Below are 20,620 nucleotides of genomic sequence, written 5' to 3' on the forward strand. Positions count from 1 at the left end.
ATCTGAGTGAGCGTGCCTGGGGTTCGGTCCGAGAGGACTACAGCGCCGATGGCGATGCCTGGGCATACTTTCCGTTCGACCATGCGCGCAGCCGGGCCTACCGGTGGAGCGACGACGGTCTGGCGGGTTGGTGCGATGACGAGCAGACCATCTGCCTCGGCGTGGCCCTGTGGAATGGGCACGACCGCATCCTCAAGGAACGGCCCTACGGGGTGGCCAACGAGGAGGGCAACCACGGCGAGGACGTCAAGGATTACTGGTTTTACACCGACAACCTGCCCTCGCACGCCTATGCGTCCATGGTCTACAAGTACCCGCAGGCCGCTTTCCCCTACGACGATCTGCTGCACACCAATCAGCAGCGGGGTCCCGAGGACGACGAGTACGAACTATTCGACGCACTGCGCGAACAATGGCTTCAGCAGCGCTATTTCGACGTCGAGGTGGCCTACGCCAAGGACGGCCCGGAGGACGTCTACTGCCGCATCACGGTGACCAATCGCGGGCCGGACGCCGCGCCGATCCACGTGCTGCCACAGCTGTGGTATCGCAACACCTGGTCGTGGGACCCAGACCAGGAACGGCCGCGGATCACCGCCTGCGGTGATCCGCGGCACGCACGTCCCACCCCAAGCTCGGGCAGCGGTGGTTCACGGTCACCGCCTCCGACGGGGAGATTCCGCGACTGGTGTTCTGCGAGAATGAAACCAACAATCGCCTGTTGTTCTCCTCGCCCAACGCCTCGGCCACCACCAAGGACGGCATCAACGACTTCGTCGTCGACGGCATCGCCGACGCCATCGACCCGACTGAGGGCAGCAAGGTCGCCGCGATTGTCGCGGCCATCCTGCAACCCGGCGAAACCTCAACGATCACAGTGTATTTCGCGGCCACCGATACCAGACACCCGCCCGGCCACGCCGACACGGTGCTCGCCGACCGCAAACGTGAGGCCGACGAGTTCTATCACGCCGTCGCGGCAGCGGACCTGAGCGAGGACGAGCGGCTCGTCCAACGCCAGGCGTTCGCCGGGCTGCTGTGGTGCAAACAGTTCTACAACTACGCGGTACGGCGCTGGCTCAAGGGCGATCCCGAACAACCGGCACCGCCACGGCAACGCTGGGGTGCGCGCAATCACGACTGGCAACACTTCGCAGTCAGCGAGGTCATCCTGATGCCCGACGCGTGGGAGTACCCGTGGTTTGCGGCCTGGGACTTGGCCTTTCACTGCGTGGCATTGGCGCTCATCGATCCCGAGTTCGCCAAGACCCAGGTCCTGGTGTTGCACAACTCGACCGCCCAGCATCCGCACGGCCAGATCCCGGCCTACGAGTGGAAGTTCGGTGACACCAATCCACCCGTGCATGCCTGGGCGGCCTGGCAGGTCTACCAACTGGATCAACTACGCACCGGTGTCGGCGACTTCGACTTCCTGGCCAGTGCGTACCGGTCGGCCACCCTGAACGCGATGTGGTGGCTCAACCAGAAGGACGACACCAACCGCGGCGTGTTCGGCGGCGGCTTCCTCGGCATGGACAACATCGGGGTGTTCGACCGCGACGAGCCGCTACCCACCGGTGGTCAGCTCGCCCAGGTCGACGGCACGGCGTGGATGGCGGCACTGATCTTCCATCTGTTGGAGATGGCGATCGAACTGTCGCAGACCGATCCCAGCTACACCGACATGTTCAGCCGGTGGGTGTGGGATGCATGGCTGGTCGCCAACTCGCTGGAAAAGGGCACCTACCAGGTCAGCTTCTGGAACGACGACACGAATTTCTATCACGATGTCATCGAAATGCCGGACGGCACAAGCAGATCGCTGGAGGTGTTCTCCATCCAGGCGATCGTCCCGCTGTTCGCCGCGATCGCCATACCGACCAGCGCGACCGAGGTCACCACGATCCTGACGGACTGCCTCGGGGCGCTGGCACGGACCTACGAGCACACCGACGACGACGTGCAGCTGGTGATGACCGGCGGCGACGGCACCCACTTGATGATCGGCGTCATCCACCGAGACCGCCTCACCCACATCCTGCAGCGGCTGCTGGACCCCGAACAGTTCTTGTCTGCCAACGGGATCCGCTCATTGTCGCGGTTCCATCGCGACCACCCGTACACCTACCACACCGACGGCGCCGATTACGTCGTCGACTATCAGCCGGCCGAATCACGCAGCCGGATGTTCGGCGGCAACTCCAACTGGCGCGGTCCGATCTGGCTGCCGACCAATTTCCTTCTGGTGCAGGCGCTCAACTCCTATGCCCGGTTCCTCGGCGACACCTACCGCGTTCCCGATCCGGCGGGGTCGGCCGACGAGGTGACCCTGCACGTGGTCGCCGACCGGTTGGCCCGCCAACTGACCGGTCTTCTGGTCCGCGACGAGAACGGCCGGCGAGCGGTGTTCGGCGACAACGAGTACTTCCAGACCGACCCGCACTGGCGTGACCTGGTCCCATTCCACGAGTACTTCGACGGCGACACCGGGCGCGGGCTGGGCGCCAGCCACCAGACCGGCTGGACCGCGACTGTCGCTGTGCTGCTTCAGTTCCGGGGCAGCCTGCACTTCCGAGCGCGGACCGCTCAGTCCTCCGGGTTATAGCCGAGGTTCGGCGCCAGCCAGCGCTCGGCCTCCTGCAGGGTCCAGCCCTTACGCCTGGCGTAGTCGGCGACCTGATCCTGGGCCAGCCGGCCGACCACGAAGTACTGCGACTGCGGATGCGAGAAGTACCAGCCGCTGACCGCCGCACCGGGCCACATCGCCATCGACTCGGTCAGCTCGATGCCAGTGCGCTCCTTGACATCCATCAGCTTCCAGAGCGTGACCTTCTCGGTGTGCTCCGGGCACGCCGGATAGCCGGGGGCCGGGCGGATACCCACGTACTTCTCCCCGATGAGCGCATCGTTGTCCAACTGCTCGTCGGGCTGGTATCCCCAGAACTCCTTGCGCACCCGCTGGTGCATCCGTTCGGCGAACGCCTCGGCCAGCCGGTCGGCGACCGACTCCAGCAGGATCGCGCTGTAATCGTCCAGAGCCGCTTTGAATTCGGCGATCTTTTCGCTGCTGCCGAGCCCGGAGGTCACGGCGAAGGCACCGATATAGTCGGCGAGACCGGTCTCCTTCGGTGCGATGAAGTCACCCAGCGACCGGTTCGGGACGCCGTCGCGGTGCTCGCCCTGCTGACGCAGGTTGTGCAACGTGGTCAGCACCTCGCTGCGGCTTTCGTCGGTGTACACCTCGATGTCATCGCCGACGGCGTTCGCCGGGAAGAACCCGATGACGCCGTTGGCGGTCAGCCACTTCTCCTTGATCGCGGTGTCCAGCATCTGCTGGGCGTCGTCGTACAGCTTGCGCGCGGCTTCGCCGGACGCCGGGTTGTTGAGGATGTCGGGGAACCGGCCCTTCATCTCCCAGGCGTTGAAAAACGGCTGCCAGTCGATGAACTCGCGAAGCTCGGACAGGTCGTAGTCCAAGAACTCCCGCACACCGAGACCCTGCGCGGGCACCGGCGGCGTGTAGCCCTCCCACTCGATCGGCGTCCGGTTGGCGCGGGCCTTCTCCAGCGTCAGCATCGGCCGCTCGTTCTTCTGAGCGTGCCGTTCGCGCAGCGACGCGTAATCCTTCTCGGTGGCCTCCAGCAGGGCCGGCCGCTGCTTGTCGTCGAGCAGCGCGGCGGCGACCGGCACCGAGCGCGACGCGTCCTTGACCCAGACCACCGGGCCGCTGCGGCGCGGCGAGATCTTCACGGCCGTGTGCGCACGCGACGTAGTCGCACCACCGATCAGCAGCGGGATCTGCAGGCCTTCGCGCTCCATCTCGACGGCGAAGTTGGCCATCTCGTCCAGCGACGGGGTGATCAACCCGGAAAGCCCGATGATGTCCGCGTCGTGCTCCTTGGCCGCGTCCAGGATCTTCTGGGCGGGCACCATCACACCGAGGTCGATCACTTCGAAGTTGTTGCACTGCAACACGACTCCGACGATGTTCTTGCCGATATCGTGGACGTCGCCCTTCACGGTCGCCATCACGATCGTGCCATTGGTGTCCTTCGAATCAGCCGTGCCGTTCTCGGCCTTCTCCGCCTCGATGAACGGAAGTAGGTAGGCGACGGCCTTTTTCATCACCCGGGCCGACTTCACCACCTGAGGCAGGAACATCTTGCCGGAGCCGAAAAGGTCACCGACGACGTTCATGCCGTCCATCAGCGGGCCCTCGATCACCTCGATCGGGCGACCACCCGCGCCGGCGATCTCGGCACGCAGTTCCTCGGTGTCGTCGTCGACGTGGGCGTCGATGCCCTTGACCAGCGCGTGCGTGATGCGCTCCCCCACAGGGAGACTGCGCCACTCGGCGGCCTTGGGATCTTCGCCCTTGTCCTTGCTGTTGAACCGCTCGGCGATCTCGAGCAGTCGCTCCGCCGCATCCTCGCGGCGGTTCAGCACCACATCCTCAATCCGGTCCCGCAGTTCGGGGTCGATCGAGTCGTAGGGCACCAGTGCGCCCGCATTCACGATGCCCATATCCAGCCCGGCCTTGATGGCGTGGAACAGGAAGACGGCGTGGATCGCCTCGCGCACCGGGTTGTTGCCCCGGAACGAGAACGAGACGTTCGAGATGCCGCCGGAGATGTGCACCCCGGGCAGGTTCTCCTTGATCCAGGCGCAGGCCTCGATGAAGTCGATCCCGTAGGTCGCGTGCTCCTCGATACCGGTGGCCAGCGCGAAGCAGTTGGGGTCGAAGATGATGTCCTCGGGCGGGAAGCCGACCTCTTCGGTCAGGATCCGGTAGGCCCGCCCGCAGATCTCCTTGCGGCGCTCCAGGTTATCGGCCTGCCCCTGCTCGTCGAACGCCATCACGACGACGGCGGCGCCGTACTTGCGGCACAGCCGGGCCTCGCGAACGAACTTCTCCTCGCCCTCCTTCATGGAGATCGAGTTGACGATCGGCTTGCCCTGCACGTTCTTCAGGCCGGCCTCGATGACCTCCCACTTGGAGGAGTCGATCATCTCCGGGACGCGGCTGATGTCCGGCTCGGAGGCGATCAGCTTGGTGAACCGGTCCATCGCGGCGACGCCGTCGATCATGCCTTCGTCCATGTTGATGTCGATGACCTGCGCGCCGACCTCGACCTGCTGCAGGGCGACCGAGAGCGCGGTGTCGTAATCCTCGGCCTTGATCAGATTGCGGAACCGGGCGGAACCGGTGATGTTCGTCCGCTCACCGATGTTCACGAACAACGAGTCCTTGGTGATGTTGAGCGGCTCCAAGCCGGAAAGCCGGGTGGCCACCTCGATTTCCGGCACCTCACGCGGCGGCACGCCTTCGACCACCTTGGCGATCTCGGCGATGTGCGCCGGCGTCGTGCCGCAGCAGCCGCCGACCATGTTGACCAGACCGGCCTCGGCGAAGTCGGCGACGTAGCCAGCCTGACGCTTCGGCGACTCGTCGTACTCGCCGAAAGCGTTGGGCAGACCGGCATTCGGGTAGCAGGACACGAAGGTGTCGGCGATCCGGGACATCTCGGCGAGGTAGGGCCTCATCTCCGGGGCACCCAGGGCACAGTTGAGTCCGACCGCGAGCGGCTTCGCGTGCCGGATCGAGTTCCAGAACGCTTCGGTGGTTTGACCGGACAGCGTCCGCCCCGACGCATCGGTGATGGTGCCGGAGATGATCACCGGCCAGCGGCGGCCGCGCTCCTCGAACAGCGTCTCGATGGCGAAGATCGCGGCCTTGGCGTTCAGCGTGTCGAAGATCGTCTCGACGATGAGCAGGTCGGCACCGCCGTCGACCAGGCCCCTCGCCGCGTCGAAGTACGCGGCGACCAGTTGGTCATAGGAGACGTTGCGGGCACCCGGGTCGTTGACGTCCGGCGAGATCGACGCCGTCCGCGTCGTCGGCCCCAGCGCGCCGGCCACGTAGCGCGGTTTGTCGGGCGTGCTGAACTCGTCGCAGGCCGTGCGGGCCAGGGCGGCGCCGGCGTAGTTCAGTTCGTAGGCCAGCTCCTGCATGCCGTAGTCGGAGAGCGAGACCGCGTTCGCGTTGAACGTGTTGGTCTCCAGGATGTCGGCACCCGCATCGAGGTACTCGCGGTGAATGCCTTCGATGATGTGCGGCTGCGTCAGCGTCAGCAGGTCGTTGTTGCCGACGAGATCGCTCGGCCAGTCCTTGAACCGCTCGCCGCGGTACCCGGCTTCGTCGGGCCGGTCGCGCTGGATCGCCGTGCCCATGGCGCCGTCGATCACCACGATCCGCTGGCGCAACGCAGCCGTCAGTTCGTCGGTGCAGTCAGGCCGGATTTGCGGCTCAAAAGAACTCACGTGCATCCTTCCGTCGCGGAAGGCGTCCTTAACTCTGCCGAGCGTGGCGGGTACCGGCTCAGATTCGGCGACCCGTTGCAACGCCTCTCGACGGTGAAAAGTCTACGTGGTCCTGCAATCGACTTCCGGACGCCCTTTTCGGCTCGGCCAAAGAGCACCACACGCCGGGGCCGCAGTCGGTCCGAGACGGCTCATCGGAGCCGAGCAAGCCTTAGGCTGAGGTGGTGACAGCCTCGAACTTCATCGGCGGGAAAGGCCCGGATCTGCCCGAACTGCAGAACACGATCATCGTCGCGGCTTTCGAGGGCTGGAACGACGCCGGTGACGCCGCCAGTGACGCGCTCGAGCACCTGGACGCGATCTGGGAGGCCGACACGATCATCGAGATCGACGACGAGGCGTACTACGACTACCAGGTGAACCGTCCGGTGATTCGGCAGGTCGACGGGGTGACCCGCGAACTGGTGTGGCCGTCGATGCAGATCTCACACTGCCGGCCGCCCGGCTCCGACCGTGACATCGTGCTGATGCATGGGGTGGAACCCAACATGCGGTGGCGCACCTTCTGCGCCGAGCTGCTGGCGATCGCCGACAAGCTGAACGTGGACACCGTCGTGATCCTCGGCGCGCTGCTGGCCGACACACCGCACACCCGGCCGGTGCCGGTGTCCGGCGCGGCCTACTCCCCCGAATCGGCGAAGTTCTTCGGCCTCGAGGAGACACGTTACGAGGGCCCGACCGGTATCGCCGGGGTGTTCCAGGACGCGTGCGTGGCGGCGGGCATCCCGGCGGTGACGTTCTGGGCCGCGGTGCCGCATTACGTCTCGCAGCCGCCCAATCCGAAGGCCACCGTCGCATTGCTGCGCCGCGTCGAGGACGTGCTCGACATCGAGGTGCCGCTGGCCGACCTGCCCGCCCAGGCCGAGGAGTGGGAGCAGGCCGTCACCGAGATGACCGCCGAGGACGAGGAGATCGCCGAGTACGTGGCCTCCCTCGAACAGCGCGGTGACGCCGAGGTGGACATGAACGAGGCGCTGTCGAAGGTCGACGGCGACGCGCTGGCCGCCGAGTTCGAGCGCTACCTGCGCCGGCGGGGTCCCGGCTTCCGCGGCTAGCCCGAACTCACGTTCGAATACTCTGACGGAGCGCTGACGAGAATGGCGCCGTCAGGGGTGGTCCTGCCGACCAGTTGGTAGGGCTGCGCTACCGTGCAATGGATACTGCCGAGTAACAAGAATCGAGGTTGCTCTCGTGAAACTGGCACTCAGTGACGAGGACGTGAAGTTCCGCGACGAGTTGCGGGAGTTCTTCACCACCCAGATCCCTGCCGAGATCCGCGAACGGGCCCGGACGGACAGTCTGAACTTCCCCGATGACGCGATCACGACCCAGCGGATCCTGAACAAGGCCGGCCTGGGCGTGCCCAACTGGCCGGTCGAGTGGGGCGGTAAGGACTGGACCCCGTTGCAGCGCCAGATCTGGGCCGACGAGATGCGCATGGCCTGCGTCCCCGAACCGCTGGCCTTCAACGCCAGCATGGTCGGACCGGTGATCGCCCACTTCGGCTCGCAGGAGATCAAGGAACGCTTCCTGCCGCCGACGGCGAACCTCGACATCTGGTGGTGCCAAGGGTTTTCCGAGCCCGAAGCCGGCTCCGATCTGGCCGGGCTGCGCACCGTCGCCGTGCGCGACGGTGACGAGTACGTCATCAACGGCCAGAAAACCTGGACCACGCTCGGCCAGTTCGCCGACTGGATCTTCGTGCTGGCCCGCACCAACCCCGATGCCCCGAAGAAGCAGGCCGGCATCTCGTTCATCCTCGTCGAGATGAACACCCCGGGCATCACGCTGCGGCCGATCAAGCTGATCGACGGCAGCTATGAGGTCAACGAGGTCTTCTTCGAAGACGTCCGGGTGCCCGCCAACCAGCTCGTCGGCGAGGAGAACCAGGGCTGGACCTACGCCAAGTTCCTGCTGTCCAACGAGCGCACCGGCATCGCCCGCATCGGCACCACCAAGCTGTGGCTCGCCGACGTCAAGGAGAACGCCGCGCAGACCAAGGTCGGCACGGGCACTCTCCTCGAGGACCCGCTGTTCGCCGCCAAGGTCGCCGAGATCGAAAACGAGCTGCTGGCACTGGAACTCACGCAACTGCGGGTCAGTGGCGACGAGGGCACCGGCAAGCCGAACCCGGCGTCGTCGATCCTCAAGCTGCGGGGCAGCCAGCTGCAGCAGGCCGTCACCGAGCTGGCCGTGGAGGTCGCCGGACCGGATGCACTGCCGTTCGACGGCGGCGCCGACATCGACTCTCCGCTGTGGGCGCAGCATGCGGCGCCGAAGTACCTGAACTACCGCAAGACCTCGATCTACGGCGGAAGCAACGAGGTCCAGCGCACCATCATCTCCTCGACGATCTTGGGACTGTGAGGACCGGCCATGAACTTTGACCTGACCGACGAACAAGAACTCCTGCGCGACACCGCTCGCGAGGTGTTCGCCCGCACCTACGACATCGAGACGCGCAACAAGACCGTCGACTCCGAGCTCGGCTGGAGCCGCGATGTGTGGCGCCAACTGGCCGAAATCGGCATCCTCGGACTGGGTTTCGAGCCCGAAGAGTCCGGCCAGATCGAGATCATCGTCGTGATGACCGAGCTCGGGCGCCGGCTGGCACCCGAACCGGTCGCGGCCGCCGCACTGATCCCGGGCGGCCTGATCGCCGAGCTCGGCAACGACGAACAGCGCGCTCAGCTCGACGAGGTCGCGGCCGGCGAGCGATTGCTGGCACTGGCGCACACCGAGAAGGGGCTGCGCGGCCTGGACGAATTGTCCACCCGCGCAACCAAAGACGGCGACTCGTGGACAATCACCGGCCGCAAGAATCCGGTGCTTGCCGGTGACAGCGCTGATGCCCTGGTCGTCACCGCGAGCCTGCCCGACGGTGGCGTCGGGGTGTTCCTCGTCGACGCTGCCGCCACCACCCGACGCGGCTACCGGACGTTCGACGGGCAGCGCGGCGCCGAGATCGACTTCGCCGACACCCCGGCACAACCGCTCGGCGACGGCGGCGATGCCAGTGAGCGGATTCACGCGACGCTGATCCGGTACTCCTCGGCGCTGTGCGCCGAAGCGGTTGGCGCCATGGACGAGTCGCTGCGTCTGACCACGGAATACCTGAACGCCCGCAAGCAATTCGGTGTGCCGCTCAAGACATTCCAGACGCTCACCCAACGCGCTGCCGACATGTACGTCTCGCTGGAGCTCGCCCGCAGCATGAACTACTACGCGGCGATGTGCATCACCGACGGCCGGCTCGATCCCGTTGTCGCGGCGCGGGCCAAGCTGCAGATCGGACGATCGGGCAAGCACATCTCTCAGGAGTCGATCCAGATGCACGGCGGGATCGGCGTGACCGCGGAATACCCGGTGGCGCACTACGCCGCCCGGCTCACCGCGATCGACCAGACCCTGGGCTCGGCCACCGACCAGTTGCGATTCCTGTCTTCGCAGGTGGGCAATTACGGCGCTGTCGCGCTGTAAGGCGCGGTAGCTCAGGGACTTTCCAGCTCCTCCAACCGGGAACTGGTCGAGCGGCCGAGCGCGGCCACCTCCGCATCCATCTTGGGCAGGATGCGCGGGACAAGGGCCGCGATCGGCCGCTCTCCCAATGGTGTTGACAGCAGCGGCTTCAGCCAGCGGAACGCGCCCACCCAGCCGGGCACGTTGATCTGACGCTTGCGCTCCTCGATGCCCTTGACGAAGGCTTCGCCGCATTTGTCCACGCTGGTGGTGTTGCCGAGCGGTTTGGGCACCCGGGTGAGCATCTCCCGGAAACTGGCCAGGTCCTTCTTCGCATCCTGGACCATCGGGGTGTCGATCCACGACATGTGCGCGGAGCCGACAGCGACACCGTGGTGGGCCACCTCGAGGCGCAGCGTGTTGGCGAAGTGTTCGACGCCGGCCTTCGCCGCGTGATACGGCGCCAGCCCCGGGGAAGCGGCGTAGGCGGCGAACGACGACACGATCAACACGTAACCGCGCCGGGAGATGATCGAGGGCAACGTGGCCCGCACGGTGTGGAAGGCCCCCAGCACGTTGATGTCGAGCAGGCGCTTGACGGCGTCCGGATCCACCTGCAGCACCGACCCATACGTCGCGATGCCGGCGTTGGCGACCACGACGTCGATACCGCCGAACCGCTCGACAGCCTGATCGGCCACCGACTGCATGGCCGACAGATCGCGCACATCGGCGACGGCGGTGAGCACATGGTCTTCGCCGAGTTCGGCGGCCAAGGCGGCCAACGGTTCGGCGTCGATATCGGTCAGGACGAGTTTGGCGCCCTTGCGCCGCAGCCGGCGCGCGACGTCGGCGCCGACCCCGCGGGCGGCACCGGTGATGAAGACGACTTTGTCGTTGACGGAACCCATGGCCGTCAAAAGTACACCTACAGCGGCACACCCAACAGGGCGTCGACAGCGGCCGCGACCGCGGCGGGCGCGGTTTCGTCGTGGCCACCGTACTCCAGCGCGTCGGTAACCCAACCATCAACGGCGGCAAGCGCTTTGGGGGAATCGAGGTCGTCGGCCAGATACTGGCGGAGCCGGCCGATCACGTCGGCGGCGGCCGGGCCCGCGGGTAGCGCGGCGGCGGTCCGCCACCGGTGCAGCCGGGCGTTGGCCTCGTCGAGCACAGCGTCACTCCACGACCGATCGCTTCGGTAGTGTCCGGCCAGCAGGCCCAGCCGGATGGCAGCCGGATCCACGCCCTGCTCGCGCAACCGGGAGACCAGCACCAGGTTGCCGCGACTCTTGGACATCTTGTGCCCGTCCCAGCCGATCATCCCGGCATGGACGTAGTGCCTGGCGAATCTGCGCTCCCCCACCACACATTCGGCATGCGCGGCGGAGAACTCGTGGTGCGGGAAGATCAGGTCGCTGCCGCCGCCCTGGACGTCGAAACCAAAACCGATACGGTTCAAGGCAATCGCCGCACACTCGACATGCCAACCGGGTCGGCCCGGACCGAACGGGGCGGGCCAGCTGGGCTCGTCGGGCCGGGCGGCCCGCCACAGCAGTGCGTCGAGCGGATCCGCCTTGCCGGGGCGATCCGGGTCGCCGCCGCGCTCGGCGAACAGCCGGGTCATCGTGTCGTGGTCGTAGCCCGACTCGTAGCCGAACTGGGTGGTGGCGTCGGCGCGGTAGTAGATATCGGGGTACTCGGCGTCGTCGACGACGTAGGCCGCCCCGGACGCGAGCATCTTCTCGACCAGCTCGACAACCTCGCCGATGGTGTCGGTGGCGGCGACGTAATCGCGTGGCGGCAGTACCCGCAACGCGGTCATGTCCTCACGGAACAGCGCAATCTCGCGGGCGCCGAGTTCGCGCCAGTCCACCCCGTCACGATTGGCCCGTTCGAACAGCGGGTCGTCGACGTCGGTGATGTTCTGCACGTAGTGCACCTGGTGGCCGCTGTCGAGCCAGACCCGGTGCACGAGGTCGAACGCCAGATACGTCGCGGCGTGGCCGAGGTGCGTCGCGTCATAGGGCGTGATGCCGCAGACGTACATCGTCGCGGTCTCCCCCGGCGATGTCGGGCGGATCTGACGGTCGGCGGTGTCGTACAACCGCAGGGCCGGCCCGCGGCCGGGCAGCTGTGGGATGTCGACGGCCGGCCAGGACTGCATGGCCTCGACTCTAAGGGTTTCGCTGTTCACGGCGCTCTCAGGTGGTGTGGTGACCCGGACTCTTGCGAAGACAGTGACAACGGGACGGGTGGATTCATTCCTAGCTCGCCAGCCACATGGCATCGAGCAGGAGGTCGGCCACCTCGGACCGGCACATCAGCAGGTCGGGCAGGTAGGGGTCAGGCCTGTTGTAACGCAGCGGCGACCCGTCGATTCGGGTGGCGTGCAATCCGGCGGCCTGCACCACCCCGGCCGGGGCTGCCGAGTCCCACTCCCACTGGCCGCCGGCGTGGATGTAGGCGTCGGCGTCGCCGCGCACCACCGCCATCGCCTTGGCACCGGCCGATCCGATCCGGAGGAACTCGATGTCGAGACGGTCGCGCAGCCGCCACAGGACGGCCGGGGGGCGGTTGGAGCTGGCCGTGATGCGGATCGGGCCGGGCGGCGCCGGCGGCGGAGCGGCCACGGTGTCCGAGCGAAACACCTCGCCCATCGCGGGCAGCGCGACCGCGGCGTCGGTGATGCTGCCGTCCGGTCCGCCGGTCCGCTGCCACAGGGCGACGTGCACGGCCCAGTCGGTCCGTCGCGGCATCGAGAACTCGCGGGTGCCGTCGAGCGGGTCGATGATCCACACCCGGTCGGCTTGGAGCCGCTTCAGGTCGTCGTAGGCCTCTTCGGAGAGCACCGCGTCACCGGGCCGCTCGGCACGCAGCCGGCGCAGGATCAGCGCATTGGCGCGCACGTCGCCGGCATCGCCGAGGGCAGGCGGAAAATCGAACCCGACCTCGTCACGCACCGACAGCAGCAGCCGGCCTGCCTCCTCGGCCAGGTCGGCGGCCAGCGCCGCGTCGGTCATGCTCATCTGAGTCAGTATCTCCGGTCAGAAGGCCGGCCAGGGAATCGGCCGGTGCCGATCGGGTCCGGGCATGACGGGTTCGGCCAGCAGGGTCCGGACCCGCCGTCGCAGCGCCGCGACCTCGGCCGGGGTGATGTGTTCGCGAAGCTGTTCGGCGAGCGGCCCGGCCAGTTGCTCACCGAGGTCGGCGATCGACTCCAGCGTCTCGTCGTCGATGGGCTTGCCTGCCCAGCCCCATAGCACGGTGCGCAGCTTGTCCTGGACGTGCAGCGAGACGCCGTGGTCGACGCCGTACACCCGGCCGTCCACGCCGGCCAGGATGTGCCCGCCCTTGCGGTCGGCGTTGTTGACGATCACGTCGAATACCGCCATCCGCCGCAGCCGCGGGTCGTCGGCATGCACCAGGGTGACGTCATTGCCGGCGTAGTCGTAGGCGCGCAGCACCGAAAGATAGCCCGGCGGAACGGATCCCGGCGGACAGATGTCGACGAGGTCGGGCCCGTCCGGTTCGGCGTCGTCGCTGTCGCCGGGTTGGTCGACCCACATCTGAAGCATCCCGGGTCCGGCCGGGCCGTCGCGAATGATGGTGTGCGGCACGATGTTCCAGCCCAGCGCCGCCGAGACCAGATACGAGCCGACTTCGCGGCCGGCGAGGGTGCCGTCGGGGAAATCCCACAGCGGCTGCTCCCCCGCGACCGGCTTGTACACGCAGTGCACGATGCGGTCCGACCAGGCGGCTTCGCACAGGAAGGTGGCGTTGCTCGCCGAGCGGATCCGCCCGAGGATCGTCAGCTCACCGCAGCGCAGCGCGTCGCGGGCCAACGCCTCGTCGGCGCCCGTCACGAGTCGAAATCGTCGTCGGCCTCGCCGAACGCGCCGCGCCGATATCCGTTGGTGCGCACGCAGATGTGCCCTTCGGAATCCAGCGGCTCATCACAGAGCGGGCACGGCGGGCGTCCGGCCGAGATGACCCGGGTCGAGCGGGAGGCGAATTGGCGGGCCGACTCGGGCGTGAGGAAAACCCGCACCGCGTCGGGACCTTCCTCGGCGTCGTCGAGCACCACCGAGGCATCGAACTCGGTCTCGGAGACCGCGAGCAGCTCCACGACGACCGTCTGGGCCTCGGAGTCCCACCCGAGGCCCATCGTCCCGACCCGGAACTCGGCGTCGACCGGAGTGATCAGCGGGCTGAGGTCTTCCACGTCGGTCTCCGGCGGCAGCGGGGTGCCGAACCGGCGGTTGATCTCGACCAGCAGCGCCGCGATGCGCTCGGCCAGGACGGCGACCTGTTGTTTTTCCAGGATGACGGAGATGACCCGGCTGTCGTGAACAGCCTGCAGATAGAAGGTTCGGTTTCCGGGCTGCCCGACGGTCCCGGCGACGAATCGGTCGGGTGTGCGGAAGACGTGAATTGCGCGGGCCATGTTATTTCCAAAATACCGGCTCGAACACCCGAGCTGTAATTGGAGCTTCAGTCCGTCGACCCACCCACGACGGCGTCGTCGGCGGTCTTGTCGCCCTCGGCCGGTGGCGGGGCGCTGAGCGCCGAGGCGAGTTCGGCGCCGGTGTGGTTGACGTGCACCACAAATGGGCGAATCGCCGTGTAGCGGATCACGCTCATCGATGCCGGATCGGCGGTGATCCGCTGGAAGCTGTCGAGGTGCGTGCCCAGCGCGTCAGCGACGACGGCCTTGATCACATCGCCGTGCGTACAGGCGATCCACAGCGCGTCGTGGCCGTGCTCCTCGGCGAGCCTGCGGTCATGCTCGCGCACCGCGGCCACTGCGCGGGCCTGCACCTGCGCCAGACCTTCGCCGTCCGGGAAGACGGCCGCGCTGGGCTGCTGCTGCACCACCGCCCACAGCGGCTCCTTCACCAGATCCTTCAGCGCCCGCCCGGTCCACTGCCCGTAGTCCACCTCGGCGAGCCGCTCGTCGACCGCCGGCTCGAGGTTCAGCTCGGCGGCCAGCGGCTCGAGGGTCAGGCGGCAGCGCAGCAGCGGAGATCGCACCAGGGCCTTGATCGGCAGGCCTTTGACCCGGTCGACGAGCGCGGCGGCCTGAGCCTGACCCTTCTCGTCGAGTTCGACGCCCTCAGTCCGGCCGGCCAGCGTGTGCGCGGTGTTCGATGTCGAGCGGCCGTGCCGCAGCAGGATGACGGTCAACTGGCCGCCACCACACCGGTGCTCAGCAGCGCCATCACGACCAGAGCCAGCACTACGCGGTAGCCGACGAACCAGTACATCGCGTGGTTGGCGACGAAGCGCAGCAGCCAGGCGATCGCGGCGTAGCCGACGATGAACGTGATGATCACCGACACCAGCAATTGCGCCCCGGTGGCGCTCATGCCCTCGGTGACCGGGTGGAAGGCGTCGGGAAGGGAGAACAGCCCCGAGGCCAAGACAGCCGGAATGCCAAGCAGGAAGCCGAATCTCGCGGAGAGCGGGCGGTCGATACCGAGGAAGAGGCCCGCGCTGATCGTCGAGCCGGACCGGGAGACGCCCGGGATCAGGGCCAGACATTGGGCGAGGCCGACGGTCAGGCCATCCTTCCACGTCAGTTGCTCGAGGTGGCGGGTCTGCTTGCCGAAGTACTCGGCGGCGGCGATCACGGCGGAGAACACCAGCATCGCGGTGGCGATGATCCATAGGTTGCGGACCTCGCCGCGGATCACCTCTTTGAACGCCACACCGATTACGACGATCGGAATCGTGCCGATGATGACGTACCAGCCCATCCGGTAATCGATGTTGTCCCGGTGGGCCTTGACGAACAATCCGTCGAACCAGGCCTTGAGGATTCGCCAGATGTCGCGGGCGAAGAACACCACGACGGCGAACTCGGTACCCAACTGGGAGACCGCCGTGAACGAGGCGCCGGCGTCGGCCGAGAAGAAGACCCGGGACACGATCGCCAGGTGACTCGACGACGAGATCGGCAAGAACTCGGTCAGGCCCTGAACGATCGACAAGACCACGACCTGCAACCACGACATCGGCGCGACATCCACGTCGCCGACCGTACTGGATAGACCTGGGGGTTCAGCGCACCGGCTGAGCGTGCGCCACCGCGTCGCGCACGGCCGCCGTCAGGCTGCGCTCGTCGTCGACGTCGAAGTCGGTGAGGCTGCGGGTCGCGGTCGCGACCACGTCCTCCTCGTGCGGCACGGGACCGGCCAGGCGCGGGTGGTAGACCTCCACCAGAAGCTGGCCGCGGTGGACCTGGAAGGAGAAGCTGCGGCCATCGCCGAGGTGACCGAATCCGCTGGCGAACACGCCAGTGGAAATGTCCTCGATCGCGAACTCTCGCCCGTCAATGGCCAGCGTCATGAGGTCACCATAACGCGGGTTACGGGACAAGAGAAGACAATCACGTCATTTTGTCTTCCCGGTGCCCGCCTAGACTTCCTGATCGACAGGGGGCGACTTGGTCGCTCGATCTTGAACACAACCGGGGGCTACCCGTTGGCAGAAGTGGTAAACCGGATCGGTTTGCGCAGGTCCACCGCTGTTTTGCTGGCGTTTGCCCTGGTCACGGGCGCTAGCTCGACTGCTTGCTCGACAAATCCGCTGGCCACGCCGCCACCGACGATCGAACCGGCCGGCCCCGCGGTGTCCCCGCCACCGGCCACCCGTCCCGCCGGTGAGATCCTCCCGCTGGGCGGGAACCCGGATGCCGCGGTCTTCGACGAGCGGACCGGGTCGCTGGCGGTATTGACCCCCGGCGCCGAGCCGCAGGCCCCCGCGACCCTGACCTTGTTCAACTCATCGGGTGTTCCCCGCGAACTCAGCCTGCCCGGCCCGGCCACGGCGATCGCCGGCGACGGCCAGGGCGCGGCGTACCTGTCCACCCGTGGCGGTTACGTCACCGTCGACTTGACTGCGGGGACCGCCACCCCGGTGTCCATCAACGACGAGGCCGGCACCGACTTCACCGCGATCGCGCGCCGCGCCGACGGCCGGCTGGTGCTCGGCAGCGCCGACGGAACCGCCTACACCCTGGGTTCGGACACCGCCGTGGCGGAGAAGGTGAAGATGTTCGCGCGGGTCGACGCCGTGGTCACCGAGGGCAACAATGCGGTGGTCCTCGATCGCGGGCAGACCTCGGTGACCTCACTGAACAGCGAGGGCCGCACCCAGCAGGCGCTGCGCGCCGGTGAAGGCGCCACCACGATGGTGGCCGATCCGCTGGGCCGGGTGCTGGTGACCGATACCCGCGCCGGCCAGCTGCTGGTGTTCGGCGTCGATCCGCTGATCGAGCGGCAGGCCTACCCGGTGCCGGAGGCGCCGTACGGACTGGCCGGGTCCCGGAATCTGACCTGGGTTTCGCAAACCGCGTCGAACATGGTTGTTGGTTACGATTTAACGACTGGTATCCCTGTGGAAAAGGTGCGTTACCCGACCGTGCAGCAACCGAACTCGCTGGCTTTCGACGACAAGTCCGACACGCTCTACGTGGTGTCGGCAGCCGGTGCCGGGGTGCAGGTGATCCGCAACGCGGCGGGCGGCCGATGAGTGCGGCGCACCGCGGCGGAATGCCGGCGAGCTGGGAAGTCGAACTGTCCGACGACTACGAGTGGATCCCGCTACGGCTACCACCGGACGTGACCCGCATCAGCGCCTCCACCCGGCTGTCGATCGAAGCCGAGTACCGGGGCTGGGAACTGACCCGCGTTCGCCTCTACACCGACGGTAGCCGTCGAGTCCTCTTGCGGCGCAAGAAGTCTCGTTTCAACGGCCAAGCCGCCGACCAACCCGAGCTGTGATGTACGACGCGCTGCGGCGGGCATTCTTCCTGGTGCCGGCCGAACGCATCCACACGTTCGTATTCGGCTCGTTGCGCGCCGCAACCGCGACCAACGCCACCCGGGAAACGTTGCGCCGCCGGCTTGCACCGCGTGATCCGGTGCTGGCCAGCACTGTGTTCGGGGTGCGGTTCCCCGGACCGATGGGGTTGGCGGCCGGCTTCGATAAGGACGGCCTGGGACTGAAGACCTGGGGCGCGCTGGGATTCGGCTACGCGGAGGTCGGCACGGTCACGGCTCAGCCGCAGCCGGGCAACCCACTGCCGCGGTTGTTCCGCCTCCCCGAGGACCGCGCATTGCTCAACCGGATGGGCTTCAACAATCACGGCGCCGGGCAGTTGGCGCTGCAGCTGGCCCGCTATCGGCCCGATTGGCCCGTCGGGGTGAACATCGGCAAGTCCAAGGTCACCCCGCCGGAGCAGGCCGCCGACGATTACCGCGCCAGCGCACGACTGCTCGGCCCGCTGGCCGACTACCTGGTGGTCAACGTCAGCTCCCCCAATACGCCCGGGCTTCGCGACCTGCAGGCGGTCGAATCGCTGCGGCCGATCCTGTCGGCGGTGTTGGACGAGACGTCGACGCCAGTTCTGGTCAAGATTGCCCCGGACCTGTCCGACGAGGATGTCGACGCCGTCGCCGATCTGGCCGTGGAATTGGGACTGGCCGGGATCGTCGCGACCAACACCACGATCTCGCGGGCCGGCCTGCGGACGCCCGGCGTCGACGAGCTCGGGCCGGGCGGTATTTCCGGGCCGCCGGTGGCGCGGCGGTCCCTGGAGATCCTGCGCCGGTTGTACGGGCGGGTCGGCAAGGACCTGGTGCTGATCAGTGTGGGTGGCATCGAGACCGCCGACGATGCGTGGGAGCGCATCACCTCCGGTGCCGCCCTGCTGCAGGGCTATACCGGGTTCATCTACGGCGGCGGCTTGTGGGCCAAGGAGATTCACGACGGCATCGCCGCCCGACTGCATGCCGGCGGATTCTCATCCTTGAGCGACGCAGTCGGGTCGGCGGTCTAGCTCACTTCTGCTCGTAGGTGCCGTGAATGACCGCGCGCGCAATGGAATTCATGAACAGGTTGAACCCGAGGTAGGCCGGGCTTGCATCTTCGGTGAGCTCCAGCTTCGGCACCTTCACCGCGTGCACGGCGACGAAGTAGCGGTGGTAGCCGTGCCCCTGCGGCGGGGCGGCACCCAGGAACCGGCGGATGCCGGCGTCATTGACCAATGTCAGGGCATCGCCCGGAAGCACCGAGCCGTCGCCGACCCCGGAGGGAAGTTCGGTGACGGTAGCGGGCAGGTTGGCCACCGCCCAGTGCCAGAAGCCGGAACCGGTCGGCGCATCGGGGTCATAGACGGTGACGGCGAAGCTCTGAGTCTCCTCCGGGAAACCCGACCAGCTCAGCTGCGGCGAGACGTCTTCACCGCCGGCGCCCATGATTCCGCTGACCTGAGCGTTCTTCCACTGCTCGCCGTCGTTGAAGTCGGTGCTGGTCAGTGTGAAACTGGGCAGCTCGGGCAGGAAGTCGTAGGGGTTGTACGGAAATGCCATGTGCTGGTTTTCCTTTCGTTGTCAGCAGTTCTTGAGGAAGTGCTCGAGCACCTGAGTGCCGAAGTGCAGTGCGTCCACGGGTACCCGCTCATCGACGCCGTGGAACAGTGCCGCGAAGTCGAGCTCGGGCGGCAGCCGCAGCGGGATGAAGCCGAAACACCGAATGCCAAGTTTGGCAAAGGCTTTGGCGTCCGTTCCACCGGAGAGCATGTACGGCACGGTCCGGGCTTCCGGATCGACGGCCAGTAGCGCGTCGTTCATCGCGTCGACGAGGTCGCCGTCGAACGTCGTCTCGTACGACGGCAGGTCGCGCTCCCACTCGCGGGTGACGTCGGGACCGATCAGTTCGTCGATCTCCCGCTCGAAGGCCTCCTTGCGCCCGGGTAGCACCCGGCAGTCGATGACCGCTTCGGCGGTCTGCGGGATCACGTTGGCCTTGTAGCCGGCTTTGAGCATGGTGGGATTGGCCGTGTCGCGCAGTGTCGCACCGACGATGCGGGCGATGCCGCCGAGCTTGGCGATCGTGCCGTCCAGGTCCGGCGAATCGAGATCGAAGCTATAACCGGTCTCCTCGGCGACGGCGGTGAGGAACTGTTCCACGGAATCGGTTAACACCAAGGGGAATTGGTGCCGCCCCAGGCGGGCGACGGCCTCGGCGACGGCGGTGACGGCGTTGTCGTCGTGCACCATCGATCCGTGCCCGGCGCGGCCCCGCGCAGTCAGCCGCATCCAGGACAGCCCCTTCTCGGCGGTCTCGATCAGATAGAGCCGGCGTTCGCCACCGTCCTTGCGCGGCACGGTGAGCGAGAAGCCGCCCACCTCACCGATGGCCTCCGTGATTCCCTCGAAAAGGTCGGGGCGGTTGTTGATCAACCACTGCGCGCCGTAGGTGCCGCCGTGCTCCTCGTCGGCGACGAACGCGAACACCAGATCGCGGGGCGGCACGATGCCGGCACGTTTGAAGTGCCGGGCGACCGCGATCATCATGCCGCACATGTCTTTCATGTCGACCGCACCGCGGCCCCACACGTAGCCGTCGGCGACGGCACCGGAGAACGGGTGCACACTCCAGTCGGCGGGCTCGGCGGGCACCACGTCGAGGTGACCATGGATCAGCAGCGCGCCGCGGCTGGGGTCGGCGCCGGGGAGACGGGCGAAGACATTGCCCCGGCCCGGCGCGCCGGACTCGATGTACTCGCATGTGTAGCCGACGGCGCTGAGCTGCTCGGCCACCCACTGGGCACACTCCGCCTCGCCCTTGGTGGTCGCCAACTCGCCGGTGTTGGACGTGTCGAACCGGATCAGGGAACTGACGAGATCGACCACCTCGTCGACGGCTTGGGTCACAGTCCCCTTTCCTACCACTGGCGCGGGGCGGCCGTGGCTGCGGAGGTCAGGCATTA

General features: G+C 67.1%; 18 protein-coding genes. 7 read left to right on the forward strand and 11 right to left on the reverse strand.

Annotation, left to right across the window (positions count from 1 at the left end):
- The first annotated feature begins 721 nt into the window (after positions 1 to 721).
- Positions 722 to 2,605 carry an MGH1-like glycoside hydrolase domain-containing protein gene (locus K0O64_RS17725; protein WP_220045627.1) on the forward strand — a complete coding sequence of 628 codons (1,884 nt, stop codon included), beginning with the start codon at positions 722 to 724 and terminating at the stop codon, positions 2,603 to 2,605.
- On the opposite strand, the gene metH is transcribed toward K0O64_RS17725, so the two are convergent.
- Complete coding sequence (gene metH / locus K0O64_RS17730; protein WP_220045628.1) at positions 2,587 to 6,327, reverse strand: methionine synthase; 3,741 nt, start codon at positions 6,325 to 6,327, stop codon at positions 2,587 to 2,589. The two genes, K0O64_RS17725 and metH, sit on opposite strands and share 19 nt — an antisense overlap.
- Before the next feature lie 218 nt (positions 6,328 to 6,545).
- On the opposite strand from metH, the gene K0O64_RS17735 reads away from it, so the two are divergent.
- From K0O64_RS17735 to K0O64_RS17745, 3 genes are all read left to right on the forward strand, one after another.
- Positions 6,546 to 7,436 carry a PAC2 family protein gene (locus K0O64_RS17735; RefSeq protein WP_071949755.1) on the forward strand — a complete coding sequence of 297 codons (891 nt, stop codon included), beginning with the start codon at positions 6,546 to 6,548 and terminating at the stop codon, positions 7,434 to 7,436.
- Positions 7,437 to 7,572: 136 nt separating this feature from the next.
- Positions 7,573 to 8,748, forward strand: coding sequence for an acyl-CoA dehydrogenase family protein (locus tag K0O64_RS17740; RefSeq protein WP_071943680.1), 1,176 nt, complete (start codon positions 7,573 to 7,575; stop codon positions 8,746 to 8,748).
- 9 nt (positions 8,749 to 8,757) lie between these two features.
- Positions 8,758 to 9,861: an acyl-CoA dehydrogenase family protein gene (locus K0O64_RS17745; protein WP_071943677.1), complete on the forward strand. Its 1,104-nt coding sequence runs from the start codon at positions 8,758 to 8,760 to the stop codon at positions 9,859 to 9,861.
- A gap of 11 nt (positions 9,862 to 9,872) precedes the next feature.
- Here K0O64_RS17745 and K0O64_RS17750 read toward each other — a convergent pair whose 3' ends face one another.
- The 8 genes from K0O64_RS17750 to K0O64_RS17785 form a co-directional block, all read right to left on the reverse strand.
- Complete coding sequence (locus K0O64_RS17750; RefSeq protein WP_071943675.1) at positions 9,873 to 10,751, reverse strand: SDR family oxidoreductase; 879 nt, start codon at positions 10,749 to 10,751, stop codon at positions 9,873 to 9,875.
- A 17-nt stretch (positions 10,752 to 10,768) separates the two neighbouring features.
- Entirely contained in the window at positions 10,769 to 12,007 is a 1,239-nt protein-coding gene (gene mshC / locus K0O64_RS17755) for a cysteine--1-D-myo-inosityl 2-amino-2-deoxy-alpha-D-glucopyranoside ligase (protein ID WP_071943673.1), read from the reverse strand.
- A gap of 100 nt (positions 12,008 to 12,107) precedes the next feature.
- Entirely contained in the window at positions 12,108 to 12,869 is a 762-nt protein-coding gene (locus K0O64_RS17760; protein ID WP_071943671.1) for a 3'(2'),5'-bisphosphate nucleotidase CysQ, read from the reverse strand.
- A gap of 18 nt (positions 12,870 to 12,887) precedes the next feature.
- Positions 12,888 to 13,706, reverse strand: coding sequence for an Rv2133c family protein (locus tag K0O64_RS17765; protein WP_071943669.1), 819 nt, complete (start codon positions 13,704 to 13,706; stop codon positions 12,888 to 12,890).
- Entirely contained in the window at positions 13,703 to 14,287 is a 585-nt protein-coding gene (locus K0O64_RS17770) for an Rv2134c family protein (RefSeq protein WP_071943667.1), read from the reverse strand. Before K0O64_RS17770 ends, K0O64_RS17765 begins: the two co-directional genes overlap by 4 nt.
- Positions 14,288 to 14,334: 47 nt before the next feature.
- Positions 14,335 to 15,027 (reverse strand): histidine phosphatase family protein, encoded by a 693-nt coding sequence (locus K0O64_RS17775; protein ID WP_071943665.1) that lies wholly within the window; start codon positions 15,025 to 15,027, stop codon positions 14,335 to 14,337.
- Positions 15,024 to 15,857, reverse strand: coding sequence for an undecaprenyl-diphosphate phosphatase (locus K0O64_RS17780; RefSeq protein ID WP_071949754.1), 834 nt, complete (start codon positions 15,855 to 15,857; stop codon positions 15,024 to 15,026). The genes K0O64_RS17775 and K0O64_RS17780 overlap by 4 nt, the downstream gene beginning before the upstream one ends.
- A 46-nt stretch (positions 15,858 to 15,903) precedes the next feature.
- Positions 15,904 to 16,191 (reverse strand): hypothetical protein, encoded by a 288-nt coding sequence (locus K0O64_RS17785; protein WP_071943663.1) that lies wholly within the window; start codon positions 16,189 to 16,191, stop codon positions 15,904 to 15,906.
- A gap of 183 nt (positions 16,192 to 16,374) precedes the next feature.
- On the opposite strand from K0O64_RS17785, the gene K0O64_RS17790 reads away from it, so the two are divergent.
- Genes K0O64_RS17790 through K0O64_RS17800 form a run of 3 tightly spaced genes read left to right on the forward strand, consistent with a single transcriptional unit; the run spans position 16,375 to position 18,685 of the window.
- Entirely contained in the window at positions 16,375 to 17,376 is a 1,002-nt protein-coding gene (locus K0O64_RS17790; RefSeq protein ID WP_071949753.1) for a YncE family protein, read from the forward strand.
- Positions 17,373 to 17,627, forward strand: a complete 255-nt coding sequence (locus K0O64_RS17795; RefSeq protein WP_071943661.1) for a DUF5703 family protein — start codon at positions 17,373 to 17,375, stop codon at positions 17,625 to 17,627. The genes K0O64_RS17790 and K0O64_RS17795 overlap by 4 nt, the downstream gene beginning before the upstream one ends.
- Complete coding sequence (locus K0O64_RS17800) at positions 17,627 to 18,685, forward strand: quinone-dependent dihydroorotate dehydrogenase (protein ID WP_071943659.1); 1,059 nt, start codon at positions 17,627 to 17,629, stop codon at positions 18,683 to 18,685. The genes K0O64_RS17795 and K0O64_RS17800 overlap by 1 nt, the downstream gene beginning before the upstream one ends.
- 1 nt (position 18,686) lies before the next feature.
- On the opposite strand, the gene K0O64_RS17805 is transcribed toward K0O64_RS17800, so the two are convergent.
- Positions 18,687 to 19,217 carry a YbhB/YbcL family Raf kinase inhibitor-like protein gene (locus K0O64_RS17805; protein ID WP_071943657.1) on the reverse strand — a complete coding sequence of 177 codons (531 nt, stop codon included), beginning with the start codon at positions 19,215 to 19,217 and terminating at the stop codon, positions 18,687 to 18,689.
- Between the two features lie 21 nt (positions 19,218 to 19,238).
- On the reverse strand, positions 19,239 to 20,618 hold the full coding sequence (locus K0O64_RS17810; RefSeq protein WP_225933480.1) for a M20/M25/M40 family metallo-hydrolase: 1,380 nt from the start codon (positions 20,616 to 20,618) through the stop codon (positions 19,239 to 19,241).
- Positions 20,619 to 20,620 lie beyond the last annotated feature (2 nt).

Origin of the sequence: Mycolicibacterium pallens, from assembly GCF_019456675.1 — a bacterium.
In the GTDB taxonomy this organism is placed as follows: domain Bacteria; phylum Actinomycetota; class Actinomycetes; order Mycobacteriales; family Mycobacteriaceae; genus Mycobacterium; species Mycobacterium crocinum.

Bases quoted from the DNA above. Each gene is read 5' to 3' on its own strand.
- metH (WP_220045628.1), bottom strand. From the start codon at position 6,327: ATGCACGTGAGTTCTTTTGAGCCGCAAATCCGGCCTGACTGCACCGAC.
- K0O64_RS17745 (WP_071943677.1), top strand. From the start codon at position 8,758: ATGAACTTTGACCTGACCGACGAACAAGAACTCCTGCGCGACACCGCT.
- K0O64_RS17750 (WP_071943675.1), bottom strand. From the start codon at position 10,751: ATGGGTTCCGTCAACGACAAAGTCGTCTTCATCACCGGTGCCGCCCGC.
- mshC (WP_071943673.1), bottom strand. From the start codon at position 12,007: ATGCAGTCCTGGCCGGCCGTCGACATCCCACAGCTGCCCGGCCGCGGG.
- K0O64_RS17760 (WP_071943671.1), bottom strand. From the start codon at position 12,869: ATGAGCATGACCGACGCGGCGCTGGCCGCCGACCTGGCCGAGGAGGCA.
- K0O64_RS17770 (WP_071943667.1), bottom strand. From the start codon at position 14,287: ATGGCCCGCGCAATTCACGTCTTCCGCACACCCGACCGATTCGTCGCC.
- K0O64_RS17780 (WP_071949754.1), bottom strand. From the start codon at position 15,857: ATGTCGTGGTTGCAGGTCGTGGTCTTGTCGATCGTTCAGGGCCTGACC.
- K0O64_RS17785 (WP_071943663.1), bottom strand. From the start codon at position 16,191: ATGACGCTGGCCATTGACGGGCGAGAGTTCGCGATCGAGGACATTTCC.
- K0O64_RS17795 (WP_071943661.1), top strand. From the start codon at position 17,373: ATGAGTGCGGCGCACCGCGGCGGAATGCCGGCGAGCTGGGAAGTCGAA.
- K0O64_RS17800 (WP_071943659.1), top strand. From the start codon at position 17,627: ATGTACGACGCGCTGCGGCGGGCATTCTTCCTGGTGCCGGCCGAACGC.
- K0O64_RS17805 (WP_071943657.1), bottom strand. From the start codon at position 19,217: ATGGCATTTCCGTACAACCCCTACGACTTCCTGCCCGAGCTGCCCAGT.
- K0O64_RS17810 (WP_225933480.1), bottom strand. From the start codon at position 20,618: ATGCCTGACCTCCGCAGCCACGGCCGCCCCGCGCCAGTGGTAGGAAAG.